At 40.9% G+C, this 17,985-nt stretch carries 20 protein-coding genes; 8 read left to right on the forward strand and 12 right to left on the reverse strand.

Translation table 11 applies throughout. The features are described from left to right. Position 1: 1 nt before the first annotated feature. Genes E0H81_RS05380 through pyrE form a run of 3 tightly spaced genes read right to left on the reverse strand, consistent with a single transcriptional unit; the run spans position 2 to position 1,409 of the window. Positions 2-286 (reverse strand): hypothetical protein, encoded by a 285-nt coding sequence (locus E0H81_RS05380; protein WP_131317165.1) that lies wholly within the window; start codon positions 284-286, stop codon positions 2-4. Beyond that, positions 277-705: a hypothetical protein gene (locus E0H81_RS05385; RefSeq protein ID WP_131317167.1), complete on the reverse strand. Its 429-nt coding sequence runs from the start codon at positions 703-705 to the stop codon at positions 277-279. Before E0H81_RS05385 ends, E0H81_RS05380 begins: the two co-directional genes overlap by 10 nt. 53 nt (positions 706-758) lie before the next feature. Further along, positions 759-1,409, reverse strand: a complete 651-nt coding sequence (pyrE, locus tag E0H81_RS05390; RefSeq protein WP_131267764.1) for an orotate phosphoribosyltransferase — start codon at positions 1,407-1,409, stop codon at positions 759-761. 40 nt (positions 1,410-1,449) lie between these two features. Between pyrE and E0H81_RS05395 the strand changes: the two genes are divergently transcribed. Both E0H81_RS05395 and E0H81_RS05400 read left to right on the forward strand, forming a co-directional pair. Next, positions 1,450-2,268, forward strand: coding sequence for an exodeoxyribonuclease III (locus tag E0H81_RS05395; RefSeq protein ID WP_131317169.1), 819 nt, complete (start codon positions 1,450-1,452; stop codon positions 2,266-2,268). Between the two features lie 451 nt (positions 2,269-2,719). Further along, a complete protein-coding gene (locus E0H81_RS05400) occupies positions 2,720-3,067 on the forward strand; it encodes a Spx/MgsR family RNA polymerase-binding regulatory protein (RefSeq protein WP_131317171.1) in 348 nt (115 codons plus the stop codon). Positions 3,068-3,160: 93 nt separating this feature from the next. Here the strand turns inward: E0H81_RS05400 and E0H81_RS05405 are convergent, their stop codons facing one another. Continuing rightward, positions 3,161-3,598 (reverse strand): DUF2147 domain-containing protein, encoded by a 438-nt coding sequence (locus E0H81_RS05405; RefSeq protein ID WP_131267767.1) that lies wholly within the window; start codon positions 3,596-3,598, stop codon positions 3,161-3,163. A gap of 154 nt (positions 3,599-3,752) precedes the next feature. Here E0H81_RS05405 and E0H81_RS05410 point away from each other — a divergent pair, with 154 nt between their 5' ends. Continuing rightward, entirely contained in the window at positions 3,753-4,664 is a 912-nt protein-coding gene (locus E0H81_RS05410; protein ID WP_131317173.1) for an alpha/beta hydrolase, read from the forward strand. Between the two features lie 79 nt (positions 4,665-4,743). Here the strand turns inward: E0H81_RS05410 and E0H81_RS05415 are convergent, their stop codons facing one another. Further along, entirely contained in the window at positions 4,744-5,310 is a 567-nt protein-coding gene (locus E0H81_RS05415; protein ID WP_131317175.1) for an FMN-dependent NADH-azoreductase, read from the reverse strand. 260 nt (positions 5,311-5,570) lie between these two features. On the opposite strand from E0H81_RS05415, the gene E0H81_RS05420 reads away from it, so the two are divergent. Beyond that, on the forward strand, positions 5,571-6,767 hold the full coding sequence (locus tag E0H81_RS05420) for a GGDEF domain-containing protein (RefSeq protein WP_131317177.1): 1,197 nt from the start codon (positions 5,571-5,573) through the stop codon (positions 6,765-6,767). Here the strand turns inward: E0H81_RS05420 and E0H81_RS05425 are convergent. The 5 genes from E0H81_RS05425 to E0H81_RS05445 all read right to left on the reverse strand — a co-directional run bounded on the left by E0H81_RS05425 (position 6,764) and on the right by E0H81_RS05445 (position 11,181). After that, complete coding sequence (locus tag E0H81_RS05425) at positions 6,764-7,444, reverse strand: glutathione S-transferase family protein (protein ID WP_131317179.1); 681 nt, start codon at positions 7,442-7,444, stop codon at positions 6,764-6,766. The two genes, E0H81_RS05420 and E0H81_RS05425, sit on opposite strands and share 4 nt — an antisense overlap. A gap of 3 nt (positions 7,445-7,447) precedes the next feature. Then, complete coding sequence (gene dsbD, locus E0H81_RS05430) at positions 7,448-9,289, reverse strand: protein-disulfide reductase DsbD (RefSeq protein WP_131317181.1); 1,842 nt, start codon at positions 9,287-9,289, stop codon at positions 7,448-7,450. 19 nt (positions 9,290-9,308) lie between these two features. Further along, positions 9,309-10,079: a transporter gene (locus E0H81_RS05435; RefSeq protein ID WP_131317183.1), complete on the reverse strand. Its 771-nt coding sequence runs from the start codon at positions 10,077-10,079 to the stop codon at positions 9,309-9,311. A 13-nt stretch (positions 10,080-10,092) separates the two neighbouring features. Continuing rightward, positions 10,093-10,635 carry an ankyrin repeat domain-containing protein gene (locus E0H81_RS05440; protein ID WP_131317185.1) on the reverse strand — a complete coding sequence of 181 codons (543 nt, stop codon included), beginning with the start codon at positions 10,633-10,635 and terminating at the stop codon, positions 10,093-10,095. Positions 10,636-10,803: 168 nt separating this feature from the next. Further along, on the reverse strand, positions 10,804-11,181 hold the full coding sequence (locus tag E0H81_RS05445; RefSeq protein ID WP_131267775.1) for an HPF/RaiA family ribosome-associated protein: 378 nt from the start codon (positions 11,179-11,181) through the stop codon (positions 10,804-10,806). Between the two features lie 489 nt (positions 11,182-11,670). On the opposite strand from E0H81_RS05445, the gene E0H81_RS05450 reads away from it, so the two are divergent. The 3 genes from E0H81_RS05450 to E0H81_RS05460 all read left to right on the forward strand — a co-directional run bounded on the left by E0H81_RS05450 (position 11,671) and on the right by E0H81_RS05460 (position 13,856). Beyond that, positions 11,671-12,405, forward strand: coding sequence for an outer membrane protein OmpK (locus tag E0H81_RS05450; RefSeq protein WP_131317187.1), 735 nt, complete (start codon positions 11,671-11,673; stop codon positions 12,403-12,405). Positions 12,406-12,527: 122 nt separating this feature from the next. Next, positions 12,528-13,031 carry a GNAT family N-acetyltransferase gene (locus E0H81_RS05455; RefSeq protein ID WP_131317189.1) on the forward strand — a complete coding sequence of 168 codons (504 nt, stop codon included), beginning with the start codon at positions 12,528-12,530 and terminating at the stop codon, positions 13,029-13,031. Between the two features lie 120 nt (positions 13,032-13,151). Further along, on the forward strand, positions 13,152-13,856 hold the full coding sequence (locus E0H81_RS05460) for a phospholipase D family protein (protein ID WP_131317191.1): 705 nt from the start codon (positions 13,152-13,154) through the stop codon (positions 13,854-13,856). A 38-nt stretch (positions 13,857-13,894) separates the two neighbouring features. On the opposite strand, the gene parE is transcribed toward E0H81_RS05460, so the two are convergent. Both parE and E0H81_RS05470 read right to left on the reverse strand, forming a co-directional pair. Next, positions 13,895-15,775 carry a DNA topoisomerase IV subunit B gene (gene parE / locus E0H81_RS05465; RefSeq protein ID WP_131317193.1) on the reverse strand — a complete coding sequence of 627 codons (1,881 nt, stop codon included), beginning with the start codon at positions 15,773-15,775 and terminating at the stop codon, positions 13,895-13,897. Between the two features lie 14 nt (positions 15,776-15,789). Next, positions 15,790-16,374: a YqiA/YcfP family alpha/beta fold hydrolase gene (locus E0H81_RS05470; RefSeq protein ID WP_131317195.1), complete on the reverse strand. Its 585-nt coding sequence runs from the start codon at positions 16,372-16,374 to the stop codon at positions 15,790-15,792. A 248-nt stretch (positions 16,375-16,622) separates the two neighbouring features. Here E0H81_RS05470 and E0H81_RS05475 point away from each other — a divergent pair, with 248 nt between their 5' ends. Continuing rightward, a complete protein-coding gene (locus tag E0H81_RS05475; RefSeq protein WP_131317197.1) occupies positions 16,623-17,954 on the forward strand; it encodes a PGAP1-like alpha/beta domain-containing protein in 1,332 nt (443 codons plus the stop codon). The last annotated feature ends 31 nt before the right edge of the window (positions 17,955-17,985 follow it).

Consider the following 17,985-nt stretch of genomic DNA (forward strand, 5'->3'; position numbering starts at 1 on the left):
ATCATAAAAAGCTCTTAAACATCTGAAGAGCTTTTTTTTCTTCGAAAGTACATGTTTCTTCCAATATTTTGCCTTCTATGAAAAAAATGTACTTTCTAAATTCGTCTAAAGTTGCTTCACTCACCTTTTGTTTAAGCATTCGATTTCTGCTTTTTTGAATTTTCTTATAAAAGCCTTCTCGGTTTTTTGTATCAAACTCTTCACAAAAATTACTAAGCTTTCCCTTGTAGTACGCTGTAAGAAGTTGGTTAAATTTATCAATTACTTCTTTTTGATTTAATTCCATAAACAATAACTATTTAGTCTAGATTTAATTTCTTTTGGAAGATTCACATAGTATTCATATTTATACCGCGTAATCCGCTTAACAATACATTCACAATGGCTTTCTATCCTTTTCGAAGGCCATATAGTATCTTGCGCATATTTTGATTTACATACTTTTTCATAAGTTTGTATTTTTTTATTCGTCCAATTATTTTCATCTGGATAGTTTTGGTAACCTATAAAAGCAAAAGGTATTCCTATAATCGCCGCCCAAATCCAATTTTTATACTTTGACTGTTTTTCCGTACCATAAAACATGAGATGGGAATTACAACTCCCACATTGATAATGCCCTGTTTTTTGAGTATCAATCATCAGTCGATTATCACGACCACATTCACGGCAACGTATATATGCGTATTTTTCTAATTCAGACATATTAAAATAAAAAAGGGCGAATATTCGCCCAATTCTATATAAAAAATAGTATCTTAGATACCATATTTTACACGGTACGCTTCCATTTTCGCCAAAGCTTCTTTCTCGCCTTTAGCATCCAAGAAGTCCATTAAATCTTTCATGGTAATTAAAGCATGAACTGGAATTTCGAGTTCTTTTTGCACTTCTTGAATTGCAGACAAGTTACCTTGACCTTTTTCTTGACGGTCTAAAGCAACCAATACACCGGCAATTTGCGCACCTGCATTTTTAAGCACAGTCACCACTTCACGAATGGCTGTACCCGCAGTGATCACATCATCAATAATCCAGACTTTTTTACCTTCAACCGAAGCACCAACCAATACACCGCCTTCACCGTGATCTTTGGCTTCTTTACGGTTAAAGCCCCAAGGTACGCTCACGCCATGATTTTGTGACAATGCCACCGCAGTTGCCGCTACAAACGGAATGCCTTTATACGCAGGTCCAAAAATCACTTCAACATTGTCACAAGTTGTTAATTTATCGGCATAGCCTGAAGCCAATAGTGTTAACGCTTCACCATCATTGAGCAAACCGGCATTAAAAAAATAAGGACTCACACGACCCGATTTTAAAGTAAACTCACCAAATTTAAGCACACCACGTGATAATGCAAGTTCGATAAAAGCTTGAGGGTTAAATTGAGCTGGCGAGGTCATGAGGTGCTCCAAAATTCATAAATAGAGGTAAGACTTGCGCATGATACCAAAGAGTAGCTATCCAAGTGATCAAAAAATTCTAAGAGTCGTTTCCATTAACGTAAATGGCTTACGTTCGTCAGTGACCAAAGGCTTGCTTGAATGGATGGAACAGTCAGAAGCCGATGTGATTTGTATGCAGGAAAGCCGGATCACGCATGCGCAGTGGACTGAAAAATTTAGACCAGAAGGTTGGTACACACACCTGTTCCCTGCTGAACGTGCAGGCTATGCCGGTACAGCCATTTATAGCCGCCTACCTTTTGTTTCGGTAAAAGATGGTTTGGGTTTTGAATTGGCCGATTCTCAAGGACGCTTTATATCTGCTGAATTTGACTTAGGTCTGGAAAAACCTGTTCATATCTGCTCGCTTTATTTACCCTCAGGTTCATCAGGTGAAGAAGCGCAAGCCCGTAAAGACCACTTTTTAAATCAATACCAAGAAATTTTAAAACAGTGGCGAGATGAAGATAAATCGATCATCGTCTGCGGCGACTACAACATCGTCCATAAACGCATTGATATTAAAAACTGGACGGGCAATCAAAAGTCTTCGGGCTGTTTGCCGCATGAACGTGCCTGGCTCGATCATATCTATGATGATCTGGGTTATGTCGATACTTTCCGTGAAGTGCGTAAAGAAGCTGAACTTTACTCATGGTGGTCAAACCGCGGACAGGCCCGCGCCAAAAATGTCGGTTGGCGGATTGATTACCAGGCCTGTTCACCCGACTGGAAAGACCGCACAATCAATGCCTGGGTCTATAAAGAAACCTGGTTCAGCGACCATGCTCCAGTGATTATTGATTATAAAATCTAATCAATAAGACCTATTTGAGTGAACATACGTTCACTCAATACCATCCAAAAACCTACAACACTTGACGCGTTTGAGTATTTTTATACACCTGTTTTAAGTGCATTATGGCTTCACGGCAAAGGGATACGTCAGGATGACGCAAAAGGACAGGACGCCGTAGGATGAAACAAAATAAACCACTTCGGTCGCTTATTTTGCAAGGATGTTGACAATGGACGTTGAATTGAGACCCGCATGATCAGGATGATTAAATGCGGGTTTTCTCTTTTCTAGAGCCACTAAATCCATATTTTTAATATTAAAGTTATTCTTATCTATAACGCTATATTGGCAAATCCACATGTCAATTTCATGACATCCTGATTTAATTTTTAATACTTTTAATTCCCTCTAGAGCTTCTGGATAATTTTCGCTAGGCTATCTGGCAATCGAAAATGGAATGATCCTGTTATGCTTAAAATTTATGGCATCAAAAATTGCAGTTCAATGAAGAAAGCATTCGACTTATTGACTGAGCTCGGTCTGGCCTACGAATTTCATGATTACAAGAAGCAAGGCATTGATGCTGAAACTGTAAAAAAATGGCTAGATGAAGTGGGACAAGATCTCATCCTGAATAAAAAGGGTACTACTTGGCGCAAGCTGAGCGAACAAGAACAGCAAACTGCGCTTGCCAGTCAAACCAATTTAATTAGCGCTTTAACAACGCATAGCAGCCTGATTAAACGTCCGGTACTTGAAACAGCTTCAAGTTATATCGTCGGTTTTGATGAAAATGCATATCGGGCATTAAAATAATGTAGTCTGCATCACCAAGATTAGAAAAGCCTGACAATTAAAAAAGCCTGACTATGTCAGGCTTTTTTGTTTAATCCATGTGGCTTTGCACACTTAGTTTGCGCGAATCCAAGTCTGGTTACGACCTAAAGCCGCTACACCAATAAAACCACGTAATTCTAATTTTTTGCCGCCATCAACCATTTGGCCTTTTAATCGGTAAGTTTTACCTGAAGAAGGATCAAGAATAGTTCCATCTGCATAGCTTGTACCACCCGCATTTTTAAGACCATGAACAATCTTTAGGCCTCTTAAAGATTTGTTGTGATATGGACCTTCACATTTTGAACATGCTTTTTCTTCTCCAGGTGTTAACACCTGTTGAATACTCGCAGATAATGTGCCATTTTTTTGCTCAGTAAATTTTACTATCGCTTTCGGTTGTTTCGTCTTGTCATCAATCGTTTTCCAAACAGAACCATTTAGTGGATCAGCAGCATTAGCCAAAGCTGTTAATCCGAGCAATCCTAGTGCAAGTGCAATTTTTTTCATTTTTTTTGTTTCCCTAGTCTGGTATAGACGGCTTAGTATTAAAAAGTCACAACATTTTTGCAATTTCTCAGTGTGACCATTTAGTGTAATCTTGTAACTTGATTTGGTAAATATCCAGTCATCCCTTAAAAGATAGAACAAGATGGAAAAAAATATGAAGATCAGCCCAGTCTGGAAACAATTAATTACAGAAAGTATTTTAAAAACCGCCATTCGCAAACCCAGCCAATTTAACCTGCCTCCCAACTCGATGCGTTTTGCCTTGGAGCAAATGTGCCGTGCCTTTCCAAGTAACAAAGACGTTGAAATCAGACCGCTACGTTTGGCAGGCTTACATGCTGAAGAAATAAAACCTCAAAGTGAATCGACGCAACTTATTTTGCATATTCATGGTGGTGCATTCTATTTGGGCTCACTCAATACCCATCGTGCCTTTTTGACCCATGTCGCTGCACGTACCCAAATGCAGGTGCTTCACGCCAATTACCCTCTGTCTCCCGAATCGGTTTATCCTGAAGCCAGCGATGCGATTTTTGATATCTATACCACTTTGCTAGGTCAAGGGATTCAAGCCAAAGACATTATTTTATCTGGTGACTCTTGTGGTGCTAATCTGGCTTTGGGCTTGGCACTTAAAATCCGTGACGAAGGCCTTGCTCAAGTCAGTGGACTAATCCTGTTATCGCCTTTTTTAGATTTGACTTTAAGCAGCGAATCTTTGCGTTATAACCGTAAACACGATGCGCTACTCTCGATTGAAACCTTAGAAGCAGGCATTAACTATTACTTACCTAAATCTATGAACACCGCAGATCCTGCCATTTCACCTTTATTTGCAGACTTAAGCGGATTACCCCCGATCCTGGTTCAAGTGGGCTCTAAAGAAATTTTACTGGATGATGCGCAGCGCTTTAAAGAAAAAGCGGAACAGGCAGGTGTAGATCTGACTTATAAACTTTATACCGGGATGTGGCATAACTTTCAGATGTTTCATCCCTGGTTTGATGAAGGTAAACAAGCCTTGGCAGATCTGGCCGAATTTGCGCATAAGCTCGATCAAGATTAAAGCTTGGTATTAAAAAGTCATGCTCATAAAAAAGGTCAGCCGAAGCTGACCCAAGAGCAATATATTGTCTTTTGAAAAATTAAAGGGCTTGTACTTGAGTTAAAGCGCTAGAAATGGCTTGGTCTTTCAACTCTGGCCCCATATTCACGCCTTCAGCACGAATAATTTCAACATCATTTACACCGGTGAAGTTAAATACCGTTTTCAAAAAGCCTTCCTGAAAATCGACTGGGCTATTTTCGCCATAAACTCCGCCACGGCTACTGGCGATATAAACTTTTTTCTCACCGGCCAAACCGACTGGGCCATTTTCAGTATATTTAAATGTTTTACCGGCTACGCTAATACGGTCAATCCAGGCTTTCAAGGTTGAAGTCAAACCGAAGTTATACATGGCCGCACCGACCACCACGATATCTGCATCCAGATATTGCTGAATAATTTTTTCGCCCAAAGCCGCTTGTTCTGTATCCTGCCCCATTAAAATGGCGCCAGTTAAATGCGGAATAGGCTGTGCAGCCAGATCCAGATAATCCACGGCTAAATCTGCATGTTTGGTCTGTAATTGGTCAACAATGGCCTGGCTTAATTGGCGTGAAACTGAAGCTGCGCCTAAAATACTTGAATCGATATGTAAAACTTTCATGCTCAAAACCTTAATCTTTATTTATTCAATGTGCTCAGTTTAATCGATCAACAAAAATAGAATAATACCCTTATATACAACACACTGTTTTATATTTGGAACAATAAACAGGCGAATAAAATGCTGTTTTATACCTGAAAGTACAAAATATAGGCATTACTATTCGCAAAAAAACGTGCTATGTTGTGAATTATTAAAAATAAATCAGATCAACGCATCACTAATACCTAATTTAAAGATCTAAAGGTCATATCTATCGAATGAAGCCAACCTTTTCACCCAATCTTAGCTCCTCATTACAAGAAAAAATTGCGAAATATCTGATAGAAGATGAAGTCGTAATGAACTGGAGCGTCCTTAATAAATGCATTCTGATGCTTGTTTTAGCAAGTTTGGTGCATGTGATCTGGATTGTCTGGAAAGTTTTTGTTCTTCTTTCACCCGAGCTAGGGCACTGGATCAATTTGCCTTTGCTCAGGTTTCAACTTGGACTGAATATCTTCTCTCTGATTGTTTTTATTGGACTGATTTATTTGTGTTCAGTCTGGCGAAAAAATGTGAGGGCACAACAATGGCTGCCTTATTTATGTGTGGCCATTTTTGTTATTTCATTATGTCGGGATGGCTATGTCATCGGGGTTCTCAGTCCTGCCACCATGATTTCTTACATCAGCCTGGTAACTGTTGGCTTGGTTCTATTTAAACGTAAAATTGTCTATTACGCACTGATACCGGCCACACTCTACTTGGTCTTATGTGGCTATTTAAGCTTACAGGGTCACCTTCCCTACGCACCGATTTTTTATCTAGACAGCCTGCCCTATCAAAATATGTTTTGGGTTGTCACGATGATGTATTTCATTGTGCCTATTTTGATTACCTGTTTAATTTTATTTGAAATTTTACTCAGCCAATGGCGCCATCGGGAAAAACTCATTCAGCATTTAAGTCAGATAGACCCGCTAACCAATGCGCTTAACCGCCGCAGTATTAGCGCTTGTCTGGAAAAACTGGAGCGTAAACCGATAACATCTTATGCACTGGTGTTAATCGACCTGGATCACTTTAAACGAATTAATGACCAGTATGGCCACGATAAAGGTGACGAAACCCTGATTAAAGTCAGTGAAATTTTGTCCCAAATCATTCGTGATAGCGATGTGGTAGGACGCTTTGGCGGTGAAGAATTTATTCTTATTTTAAATAACTCTTCTTTAGAAAAAGCGCAAATTATTGCTGAGCGTTGCCGTCAAGCGATTCAACAGTTGCAGTTAATCAGTGATGCGGGCGAGAAAATTCAGGTCACCGCCAGTTTTGGGATTGCATTATCGAATACCCAACTCAGACCGCAGCAATTGTTAAGCCAGGCAGATAAAGCGCTCTATGAAGCAAAAGCATGTGGCCGTAATCAGGTCAAATGCTATCAAGACTTCTTTCACGAAGCCAAGCTGTGTTAAAGCTTTTGCTGTTGATAGGTTTCTAAATAATTCACCCAGGCATCTTCTTGCATGGCTGCACCCATCCAGGCTTTCATTGCCGGATGTTCTAGTATGGTTTGTATATACTGCTGTGTAGACTCGCTGACCGGTAAAGCATAAGTCATTAAGCGCGTCACCACCGGTGCATAAAATGCATCGGCAATCGAGAATTCACCACATAAAAAACCATTCTGTTGTGGACGTTCCGACCAGATCTGCTCGATCCGTGCCACATCCTGACGAAGTTCTGCATTTTCCTGCCATAAACTTTTGCCGACATCGGCTAAATTCGCCCGGATATTCATGCCGCAGGCATTGCGCAAACCCGAAAATCCACTGTGCATTTCCGCAGCAATACAGCGCGCACGTGCACGTTGCTTCAGCTCTTTCGGCCACAAAGCCTGATCCGGATGTTGTTCTGCCAAGTATTCACAAATGGCCAAGGAATCCCAGAGCATCAACCCATCATCAAGCAGCACCGGGACTTTGCCATTGGGGTTAACCGACAAAACATCCCGCTTAAAAGTCCCTGCATCACGCTCTGCAGGAAATGGAAGCATGATTTCTTCAAACGGGATATTAAACGCCTTTAGCACCAACCACGCGCGCATGGACCAACTGGAATAATTTTTATTGGCAATATATAACTGATACATAAATTATTGTCCTCTATGCTTTTGAAACAGATCGAGCTGTTGTCGTAATTCTGCTTCGCTAAAAGCGCCGGTTAATCGTAAACCGCGGATTTCTTGTTGTTTTGGATTTAAAAATAAATAGGTCGGCGGACCTAAAATATCCCATTGATTGAGTAAAGCCTGATGGGTTGCATCATAATGACTCAAATCAAGCTTGATGAGAAAATACGGTGCCAGGTCCTGCTGCACTTGTGCTGATTTTAAAACACGCTGTTCAATCGGCTGACATGCCACGCACCAATCGGCATAAACATCAATAATAATACCTTGCTCAGCGGGTGCACTGGCGAGCAACTGCTGAAATTCATCGGCTGTTTTAGCCACATGCCATGTTGCCTGAGTACTGCTAGGTTCGACAAAGAAGCGTTGACTGTGCTGATATTGCGTATAGGCCAGATAAGGAATCACGGTGATTAAGGCCAAAATATACAGCCATTTAAACTGTGTTTTTTGCCCGATTAAGCGCGCAATTACATAGCCAATAAAGCTTAAGCCCAAGCCCAGACCTAGCCATTGCATCCACGCTTCAGAAATTAAAGGACGAATAAAATACAGCGCCAAAGCCAGCATGATAAAGGCAAAAATCACTTTAATTTGATGCATCCACTGTCCGGCTTTGGGCAGAATTCTTGCACCTAATACACTGGCCAAAAGCAGCGGTGTTCCCATTCCGAAACCCAGCGTGAACAGTAAGAGTGCCCCTTGCCACTGACTTTGGGTTTGGGAAATAAATAACAATGCCCCGGCCAAAGGCGCGGTCATGCAGGGTCCAATCAATAAGGCCGAAATCATGCCCATCACCCCTGCACCCACCAAACTGCCGCCTTTTTGCAGTGAATGCACCCGGTCTAAACGGTTCACTAAAGCATACGGCAATTTAATTTCAAACAGCCCAAATAAATTCAGCGCGAACACCACAAAAAGTGCGCTAAAAGCAATCAGGGTCGAAGGTTGTTGTAACCAGCGCTGGAAGTTCAAACCGGCCGATGAAGCGATTAAACCTAAAATGGCATAGACCATGGCCATGCTACAGACAAAGACCAAGGCAATCATCCAGGCTTTTAAGCCCTTGCTGTCGCGCACGATTAACGAGGTTAAAATCGGTAGCATCGGCAATGAGCACGGCGTGAAGGCCAGTAAAATCCCTAAGCCAAAAAATAGCAGCAGGCTATAAAATAAAGAATTTTCTGTCAGTTTTTCCGACCACATCTGATCTTGGGCAGTATCTAGCGCCACTGGAGGTGCAGCGCTTTCTGAATCATTTTGTTCAGTCGTAAAAGGCGTATTAGGATTTGTTGTGCTATTTGATGACTGTGCAAGATCGAGCAAGCGCTTGCTGGATTTAGCCTGATTTTGCAGAAGCACCAAGCCATCGACATCGGTCTGAAACTCAACCGTTTGTGGCGGATAGCAAATACGGTCTTGGGCACACCCCTGCCAAGTCACCTGATAAGTTTTTGCTGCTTCGGTCGCAATATTGAATCGAACATTGTGAAAATAAACCTGGGTATGCCCATAGTTTTCATCATAGAGGTCGGTGGCTTTAGGTAGCTTTAAAGCAAGTTGTTTTGTCCCCTGCCGGACTTCAAATTTGTGCTGGTATAAATAATACCCTTGGGGAATATTCCAGTTGAGCTGTGCTTCATGCTCACCAGTGGATTCCACTGTAAAAGAAAAAGCATCTTCTGCAGAGCGCAATTGTTCCTGTGCCTGTAAAGCCATTGAAAACAATAAAATGACGCTACAAATAAATCCGCTTACTGCAGAATGAAACAAAAACCGACCATTTTGAAAATGCTTTTTCATATACATTTATTTTTTTTAATTAAAAGAGGAAGGAAACACCCAAACCTGACTGATAGCTTTTATCTTTGCCATTCAAGTCAACACCCACATTGGCATCCATTTGCAGGCGGTCATTCAATGCATAGATCACACCTGAACCCAGAGAGTATTCATCAGCTTCACTTTCTGCTTTACGGTAAACCAGTTCTGAAAAACCAGACCATTTACCCGCAATTTTATATTCGATGGTCGGTACTGCAGTCACAGCCCAATTACTGTTCTGGACTTCGTAACGCATGGTGATGGAAGTATTAATCAAATCAGTCGCTGCATAAGCTACGGCAGAGCTGAGGCTGTAAATGTCATCGTGATTGCTAAAACCATCATTGCCTGTTGCAAGAATAGCTTCGGCTAAAATGGCCATAGACAGCTTTTCATCATCCAGATCAATGGCTTTTTTCACACCAATGCTGACATCGCCTAAACCGTCGTCTTCAACAGACTGACCTGCTGTTTTGGTTTTTGACCAGGATGGACCTTGCCAGCCCAATTGCAGCTCCAGGTCTTTGGCCAAACCCGTACGCAACAACATGTCGGCATTTAAGCGGGTGTTCCTCACTTTTATACCATTTTCATCTTTGCTTTCTGAATAGCTTAGGCTGGGTAAACCTTGTTCCCAAGCCAGTTGACCGACTGGAGTAATGCCGGTGCCGATACCTGTCCCGGGGCGGTCAAAGGAAAATTCAGCAGCCATAGCATTCATGCTAAAACCTGCCGCAACAATCAAAGCTACTATTTTTACTGCTGACATTTCTATCTCGCTATTATGTTAATTCTTTGGTCATTTTAGCACCGTGACTACGGAGCAATTCCAAGGTCTGTTTTTCTTCTTGCAAAGCTTCTGACCAGTTAATTTCATCAAAATCACAATCAAAGAATAAATCGCTAATAGACGATAAAATAGTGAAGCCTTCTTCATCCTTGCTATTTGGATCTACTTTTTCATCGAGCAAGCGTTGCACGGCAGGCGCACAGGCAGCGCTGGCAGCATCCCATAATGGACCATACAGTTCTTCTGCATCCCATAAATGTACATTGGTTTTGGCCTGAATAAGCGCTTCTAAAATTTCAATATGTACCGTCAAATTTTGTTGTTTTTCTTGTTCAGATAAGGGTGAACCGGCTTCATAGGCTTCACAAATCTGTTCCCACCATTTAAACAGACCATCTGACCAGACAGAAATGACAGGACCTTTTTCCGGGTCAATAAAATTAGGGTCGAGGCCTTCTGCCAAAAGGCGCTGTACTTGAGCAAGATTAAGTTCTTCTATTGCCTGTACAAAGACTTGTTGTTGCGCTGTTAACATGGAGAAAGCTCTCTTCAATCAGTTTTAAACTATTATGCCCAATAAAAGCTGATTTGTTTTAGCTAAATGTATAACAAGTATATTTATTATTCATTTTTCTTTTTATAAGATTTACACATTAAAAAAGCTCCGAAGAGCTTTTTTCTATCCAATCAAGCAAGTTTCTGCCTAATCTTCTAAATCCGGTGTAGCGTCAGTATCACTGTCTTCAGCAAATGCCGGTACCGCAGCACGAGGGTTTTCTTTCTTCTCGAAGAGATGCTCTAGACTGCGTTTTAAGCGGTCGATGGCACCATGTATCGCGGTGTCAATATTGTGACCACGATGATTGACCACCACAGGTTTCAATCCTGCTGGACGCGCTTCAATCATGCAGTGAATATCATCTGCACCGCCTTTGGCTGCATTTTGGTCGCTAAAATGAACTGAAAAGTGAGTAATACGTTCGCTATGACGTTGGAATTCTGCATTCAGTTCTGCACGAACATAAGTAATTAAACGTTCACTATTTTGAATGTTTTTATCTGTACGGATTTCAATGTTCATATAATTTCATCCTCTTTTATTCACATCTTTTGTGCAAAACTTCTTATCTTGGCACGTTTAAACTTGCTGTAAAAACAGCGCGAAACATCTTCAAATTAGTTTGGAACAAGTTCCTCCACATTGAACGATGAACACTTTTGAGTCTGCAGAATCGTGTCCTTATACTTCGAATATACGGTTCTAAGTGAAACATATGCAAGTAGTATTTTGATATTTTTTTTAATATCAATATTATAATTAAATCATTCAATTTTATTTGCCAAGTTAGTTGATAAATCTCATATTATTTTTTCTGCCTTAAATGTGATGATTAAAAAGTATTTTATATTCTTGGCCCGCATGTGTTTTTAAGTATCAAAGCTGTAGTTTAATTTTAACCCCAGCAATATTTTAGCAAATGATATTATTTTTGAGCCATTGATCAATTATGGCTTTATTTTTACTTAAGAATCTGTATGCTTTGTTTGCTTCTCGGGGGAGATATTTTCAATGAAACTTACACAAATTTTTACTGCATGTGCCTTGGCTTCAACTGCTGCACTTACTCAAGCTGCGCCAATCTGGCAAGACTTCAGCGTGACTGGTCTTTATGGTGAAAACTATGAAGTTGTAGATGATCAGCAAACAACTTTAACTGTTGAGTATGCAGCTAAAGTAAAATATGCAGATGTATTCTTCTTTGCTGACCGCATGCGCGGTGGCGATGATAACAAATCAACTTACTTTGAATTATCACCTCGTTTAAGCCTGGGTGAAGTAACCGGTCAAAAACTAGCATTTGGTCCAGTAAAAGACGTGTTGGTTTCTACGACTTGGGAAGCAAACAGCGACGATTTCAGTAACTTTGATAACTTCTTATACGGCGTTGGCTTCGATCTAGATATTCCATATTTCCAATATGCTCAGTTAAATTTCTATAAAGCAGACAACGACAAAAAAATAACTCAAGATGATTACCAAATGACTTTTGTCTATGGTGTTCCATTTAAAGTCGGTGCTGAAGACTTTCTCGTTGATGGCTTCTTAGATTGGTCTACTGCTGAAGATGATCACGCAAGTGAACTGAACTGGACAACTCAATACAAATGGAATGTAGGTAAACACATTTCTCCAGACACACGTTTATACGTAGGTATCGAGCACTCTGTTTGGAACAATAAATACGGCAACAAAGCAGGTATAGATCAAAATGACGTAAGTGCATTGGTTAAATACCACTTCTAAGCACAACGTTTTTTAGATCTTAGATGAGTGTTTAAAAAGCAGGACTTCGGTCTTGCTTTTTTATTGCCCTAAAATGGAAATATTCCTAAAATATGCCTCTATTTATTCATTCGGCATAGCTAATGGACTTTCAAATACGTCCCGCTCAAATACAAGATCTAGAACAAATGCTGAATATTTATAATGCTGAAATTTTAAATGGAACAGCAACCTGGAATAACCAGGAAAAATCTTTAGATGATTTTCATCATTGGTTTCACAATCTCACCGCTCAGCAGTTTCCTTTGATCGTCGCTGAAGATTTAGAGTCTAAACACATTGCAGGTTATGCTGATTATTCTTCATTTCGTCAAATTACCGGCTTTAAACATACTGTTGAACATTCTGTATTTATTCATCCTGACTTTGCGCGACAAGGCTTAGGCAAGGCTTTAATGCTGAAACTGATAGACCATGCCAAACAGCATCATATTCATGTCATGGTCGCAGCGATTGATCATGGAAATAAAGCGTCGATTGTGCTGCATGAAAAATTAGGTTTTAAGCAAACCGGTTATATGCCAGAAGTAGGACAGAAATTTGGCCAGTGGCGTGATTTGGTACTAATGCAGCGAATACTAGAGTAAGTATGAGGTTGGTTACCTTTCTAAAATAATGCTTCAAATTTGTTTATTTGCTGCTAAATAAATGAGGCGTATGTGCTTTAATAATAAAAAATAATTTGAACAAACCGAGTCTGGGGAATTATGGCTAAGTTTTTAAATACCAGTGCGACCAATTTTTTCTTGGAAGAACTCATCAAAAATGCAAAAGAACGGCTCATCTTAATCAGTCCTTATCTGCGTTTGAACGACCGTATTAAAGAATTATTAGAAGACAAAAACCGTTTAAAAATTGATATTCGTATTGTTTATGGAAAAAGTGATTTGCATCCTGATGAAATCAAATGGATGCAAAAACTCGATTATGTACGCTTGAGCTTTTGTAAAAACTTACATGCAAAATGCTATATGAATGAATCTGAATGCATTATATCGAGTTTAAATCTCTACGAATTTAGTCAAGTGAATAACAATGAAATGGGTATTTTAATTCGCAAATATGAAGATGATGAAGTGTTCAAAGATGCTTATGAAGAATCCCAACGCATTATTCGCATTAGTGATGAACTTCGAATCTCATTAGATGAAGTAAAAACAGCGCAAGTTCAAGTTGAAGAGAAAAATGATGAGGACGCTGACAATCTAAGTAAATTAACTTCATCAAAATTAGCAGCAAAACATAAATTAAAAACTGCTGATTTATTGGATAAGTTTGTCGAAAAAGGTTTTCTAACCCTGAATGACAATGGCAAACATTTACTCACAGAACAAGGCAAAGCTATAGGTGGAGAATTTAGGACCAGCCAATACGGTGGTTACTTTCTGTGGTCTGAAAGCCTAGAGATCTAATAAAAAAGCCCGCATTCAGCGGGCTTTTTTATAAATATTTAGACCACCAAATCAGCCAGATTACCTTTTTGCTCTAACCAATCTTTACGGTCACCGGCGCGTTTCTTGGCAAGCAACTTATCGAGCAAACCTGCGGTAAATTGCATGTCGTCCAAATCGAGCTGCACCAGACGGCGAGTATCCGGATCTAAAGTCGTTTCACGAAGTTGACTGGCATTCATTTCACCTAATCCTTTAAATCGGGTAATTTGCGGGGTTTTGGTTTTGGTTTTCTTCAAAATTGATTCTAATTCGTCTTCATCCAGTGCGTAATGGACGTCTTTACCATCGTCAATTCTGAACAATGGCGGCATGGCAACATACAAATGTCCTGCTTCTACCAAGGTCGGGAAATGTTTCACAAACAAGGCGCACAATAATGTCGCGATATGTAAACCATCCGAATCGGCATCGGCAAGGATACATACTTTGCCATAACGTAATTCTGAAAGATCGTCACTGCCTGGATCCACACCAATCGCAATGGCAATATTATGTACTTCCTGAGAAGCCAAAACCTCATCGGAGGCCACTTCCCAGGTATTTAAAATTTTCCCGCGAATCGGCATGATTGCCTGAAAATTTTTATCGCGTGCCTGTTTGGCAGAACCACCGGCAGAATCCCCTTCCACAATAAACAGTTCAGATTCATCCAAACTATGACCCACACAATCGGATAATTTCCCCGGCAAAGTTGGCCCGGCAACAATCTTTTTACGTTCAACTTTTTTAGCAGCTTTTAAACGACGACCGGCTTTGGCAATCATGATTTCAGCAATCTGCATGGCTGTATCAGAATTTTGATTCAACCACAGCGCGAATGCATCTTTGGCAATATTCAGCACAATGGCAGAGGCTTCACGACTTGAAAGTCGTTCCTTGGTTTGACCTGAAAATTGCGGTTCCTGAAATTTTAAAGACAGAATGTAGTTCACCCCATCCCAGACATCTTCCGCAGACAGCTTTAAATTACGCGGCAATAAATTACGCAGTTCACAGAACTCGCGCATCGCATCCGTGACACCTGAACGCAGACCGTTCACATGCGTACCGCCTTGCGCAGTGGGAATCAGGTTGACATAACTTTCCTGAACCTGTTCACCGCCTTCAGCATTCCAGCAAATCGCAAATTCAGCACTGGCACGTTCTGCTTCAGCTGTCGCCACAAAAGCAGGACATGGAATAATGTCACGGTCTTGTAATTCATCCATCAAATAGTCGACCAGACCGTTTTCAAATTGCCATTCAATTTTTTCGTTATTGATTTGGTCAACATAAACAATTTGTAAGCCGGCCGCTAAAACGGCTTTGGCTTTTAAATTATGCTTTAAGGCTTTTAAGGCAAATTTGGGTGAATCAAAATACTTTGTATCTGGCCAGAAATGAACCGTGGTGCCTGAGGCACGCTTGGGTGCTTTCCCTTGCAACACTTCAAGTTGTGAAACCGGTTCACCATGTTCAAATGCCATTTTATAGACATTGCCTTGGCGCTGAACTTCAACTTCAACCCGGTTAGACAGCGCATTAACAACAGAAATCCCCACACCATGCAACCCCCCTGAAAACTGGTAGTTGTCGGTGCTAAATTTACCGCCGGCATGCAATTTGGTCATGATAATTTCAATTCCGCTCTGACCATATTCAGGGTGAATATCGACAGGCATACCCCGGCCGTTGTCTTCTACCGACAAAGAGCCATCTTTATAGACTGTCACGGTGATTTTATTGGCATGTCCTGCAAGTGCCTCATCCACAGCGTTATCAATGACTTCTTGTGCCAAATGGTTTGGACGAGTGGTATCGGTATACATCCCCGGACGACGACGGACCGGATCTAAACCAGATAAAACTTCAAGTGATTGAGCCGTATATTGAGACACGTTGTACTGTTTCCTTATTTTATACAATCCGATAAAAACTGTAATGCCATCGGTATTTTGTCTGCGAAATTGTCCATCGCATGCTTGCCATCTACTTCAGTAATGATCATGGACTGATGTGAAGCATTGCTATAATAACGCTGTGCTTCACGATAATCCAAAACTTCATCACCTTGTTGTAATAACACTAAAATTTTGTCTGCATCGTGTACAAATGGCAGCGCCATCTGCTGCAGTTGATCAAGATGGGTATGATCCAGAGTCCATTCGGCATTCACCACGTAGGGAATGTGCTCGCTGCCAAATAAATCATGAAACAATTGCCATGGTCGCATGGCAGGATTAATTAAAACAGCCGGCACGCCATGTTTTGCGACCAGTTGTGTCGCATAAAAGCCCCCCAGACTGCTACCAATCAGCACCACTTGATCTAAACCTGCAATCATATCCGAAACATGGGTCAAAACCTGTTGCGGCGGCATATTTAAATCAGGCAAATAAACCTGAAAATCGGTGTACTGCTGACAAAATGCTTTAATCTGTTGCCCCTTTATCGATAAGGCACTGCTTTGGAATCCATGTAAATAAATAATGTTCATCGATTTTTATTTCATATTAATTTAAATGAATCTGATTTATTCTAAAACGGGAACCACATGACAAGCTTATTTTAATTTGCATTTAACAGGAATTGTCAGACAAAAAAATTAATCCCAAAACGCAATCCTCGTTATTGTAAAAGCTGTTCGAGATGAACCCTATAAGATTAAAAGCTAAGAATTTATACCGTGATCTCAAGAAAAAATAAAGTGCCTGCAGGACATGGTCAGCAAAAGGATAGGATAAAATGCCAAGTTTAACACCATTGCATGAAACCTATTGTAAATGGGATCGTACTCCACCTAGCCAAGCCGATGTATTGGAAGGCTTGGCACAATTGGTCACGACCCGTTTAGGGGATGTAGTACAAGACCTCATACAGGTCATTCAACGCGAAATCATGATCAGCTTGTTTGGCATGAGTGAACAGCGCTCGAAAAAATTACAGCGGATTCCTTACGTCGAAAAACTGTACCAGTTCTCCTACGATACTTTACTCAATTCCGGTCTCTATTTACTTGCGCCGGGCTTACGCCAGATTATTGAAAAATACCCAAAATTACATGATAAACCGCTTACTCCATCACTGCACTTTTTAGTCGGTATGCTGAATGGGGTACTCGGGGACTATTTACTCAAATATCAAAATCCGATGGCCCTACCGATGGTGTTATACGACCACTATGGGGAACTGCAAAAAGGCGATTTATCCGGTCGGGTGGTGATCTTTGTGCATGGTTTGTGCCTGTCGCATTTAGAGTGGTCCAACCGCCGATACGGTGGCATTGGTGAGAAGCTCTTGGCACAACGTGACAATAACACCATGCTCTACCTCAACTACAACACCGGGCGGCGCATTTCGGCCAATGGACGCAGTCTGGCCAATACCCTGGAAGACCTGGCTCGGCGTAACCCGCAGATTACCAGCATCGATTTAATCGGGCATAGTATGGGGGGCTTGGTGTTACGCAGCGCCCTATTTTACGGCAAACAGAACATGTACCCTTGGATCCATCTAACAGAAAATCTGGTCTGTTTGGGTTCACCGCACCATGGGGCTGTTTTGGAACGTTTTGGTTTTATCATGCAGGATAAACTGGGACATTTTCCCTTTGTGAAAATCGTCCGGCATATTGTCAATATTCGCAGTAACGGCATTCTGGATTTACGTTACGGCAGCGTACGTGATGATGACTGGGAACATAATCTTGCACGAATTGGCGGTATGGATGACAACCGCAAACCCGCTCCCCTGCCTTCTCACATCAATACCTTTTTTGTTGCCGGTTCGATTGCCTATGAAAATAGAAAAAATCGGCCTTTAAATGTACTGGGCGATTATCTGGTGAATATTAAAAGTGCTTTAGGCGAGCATCCAAATCCACGCTTTCAATTGAAAGTGCCTGAATCGCATAAAGCTATTTTTTATGGCTTAAATCATTTTGAACTTCACTCTCATCCCAGTGTGGCTGAGCAAATTGTCAAATGGTTTTATCCGCCTGAAGATGAACAGGTGAACGAACAGGTGCATGAATACAGACTGCAACTGGAAGACTTGTCCGGCATTGCCCTGACTTAAATTGATAATAAAAAAGCCAACATGAGGTTGG

Origin of the sequence: Acinetobacter terrestris, assembly GCF_004331155.1 — a bacterium.
Taxonomy (GTDB): domain Bacteria; phylum Pseudomonadota; class Gammaproteobacteria; order Pseudomonadales; family Moraxellaceae; genus Acinetobacter; species Acinetobacter terrestris.

Bases quoted from the DNA above. Each gene is read 5' to 3' on its own strand.
- E0H81_RS05445 (WP_131267775.1), bottom strand. From the start codon at position 11,181: ATGAACATTGAAATCCGTACAGATAAAAACATTCAAAATAGTGAACGT.
- E0H81_RS05415 (WP_131317175.1), bottom strand. From the start codon at position 5,310: ATGAAAGTTTTACATATCGATTCAAGTATTTTAGGCGCAGCTTCAGTT.
- E0H81_RS05435 (WP_131317183.1), bottom strand. From the start codon at position 10,079: ATGTCAGCAGTAAAAATAGTAGCTTTGATTGTTGCGGCAGGTTTTAGC.
- E0H81_RS05385 (WP_131317167.1), bottom strand. From the start codon at position 705: ATGTCTGAATTAGAAAAATACGCATATATACGTTGCCGTGAATGTGGT.
- E0H81_RS05425 (WP_131317179.1), bottom strand. From the start codon at position 7,444: ATGTATCAGTTATATATTGCCAATAAAAATTATTCCAGTTGGTCCATG.
- E0H81_RS05395 (WP_131317169.1), top strand. From the start codon at position 1,450: ATGATACCAAAGAGTAGCTATCCAAGTGATCAAAAAATTCTAAGAGTC.
- E0H81_RS05410 (WP_131317173.1), top strand. From the start codon at position 3,753: ATGAAGATCAGCCCAGTCTGGAAACAATTAATTACAGAAAGTATTTTA.
- E0H81_RS05405 (WP_131267767.1), bottom strand. From the start codon at position 3,598: ATGAAAAAAATTGCACTTGCACTAGGATTGCTCGGATTAACAGCTTTG.
- pyrE (WP_131267764.1), bottom strand. From the start codon at position 1,409: ATGACCTCGCCAGCTCAATTTAACCCTCAAGCTTTTATCGAACTTGCA.
- E0H81_RS05455 (WP_131317189.1), top strand. From the start codon at position 12,528: ATGGACTTTCAAATACGTCCCGCTCAAATACAAGATCTAGAACAAATG.
- E0H81_RS05450 (WP_131317187.1), top strand. From the start codon at position 11,671: ATGAAACTTACACAAATTTTTACTGCATGTGCCTTGGCTTCAACTGCT.
- dsbD (WP_131317181.1), bottom strand. From the start codon at position 9,289: ATGAAAAAGCATTTTCAAAATGGTCGGTTTTTGTTTCATTCTGCAGTA.
- E0H81_RS05420 (WP_131317177.1), top strand. From the start codon at position 5,571: ATGAAGCCAACCTTTTCACCCAATCTTAGCTCCTCATTACAAGAAAAA.
- E0H81_RS05475 (WP_131317197.1), top strand. From the start codon at position 16,623: ATGCCAAGTTTAACACCATTGCATGAAACCTATTGTAAATGGGATCGT.
- E0H81_RS05440 (WP_131317185.1), bottom strand. From the start codon at position 10,635: ATGTTAACAGCGCAACAACAAGTCTTTGTACAGGCAATAGAAGAACTT.
- E0H81_RS05470 (WP_131317195.1), bottom strand. From the start codon at position 16,374: ATGAACATTATTTATTTACATGGATTCCAAAGCAGTGCCTTATCGATA.
- E0H81_RS05400 (WP_131317171.1), top strand. From the start codon at position 2,720: ATGCTTAAAATTTATGGCATCAAAAATTGCAGTTCAATGAAGAAAGCA.
- E0H81_RS05380 (WP_131317165.1), bottom strand. From the start codon at position 286: ATGGAATTAAATCAAAAAGAAGTAATTGATAAATTTAACCAACTTCTT.
- E0H81_RS05460 (WP_131317191.1), top strand. From the start codon at position 13,152: ATGGCTAAGTTTTTAAATACCAGTGCGACCAATTTTTTCTTGGAAGAA.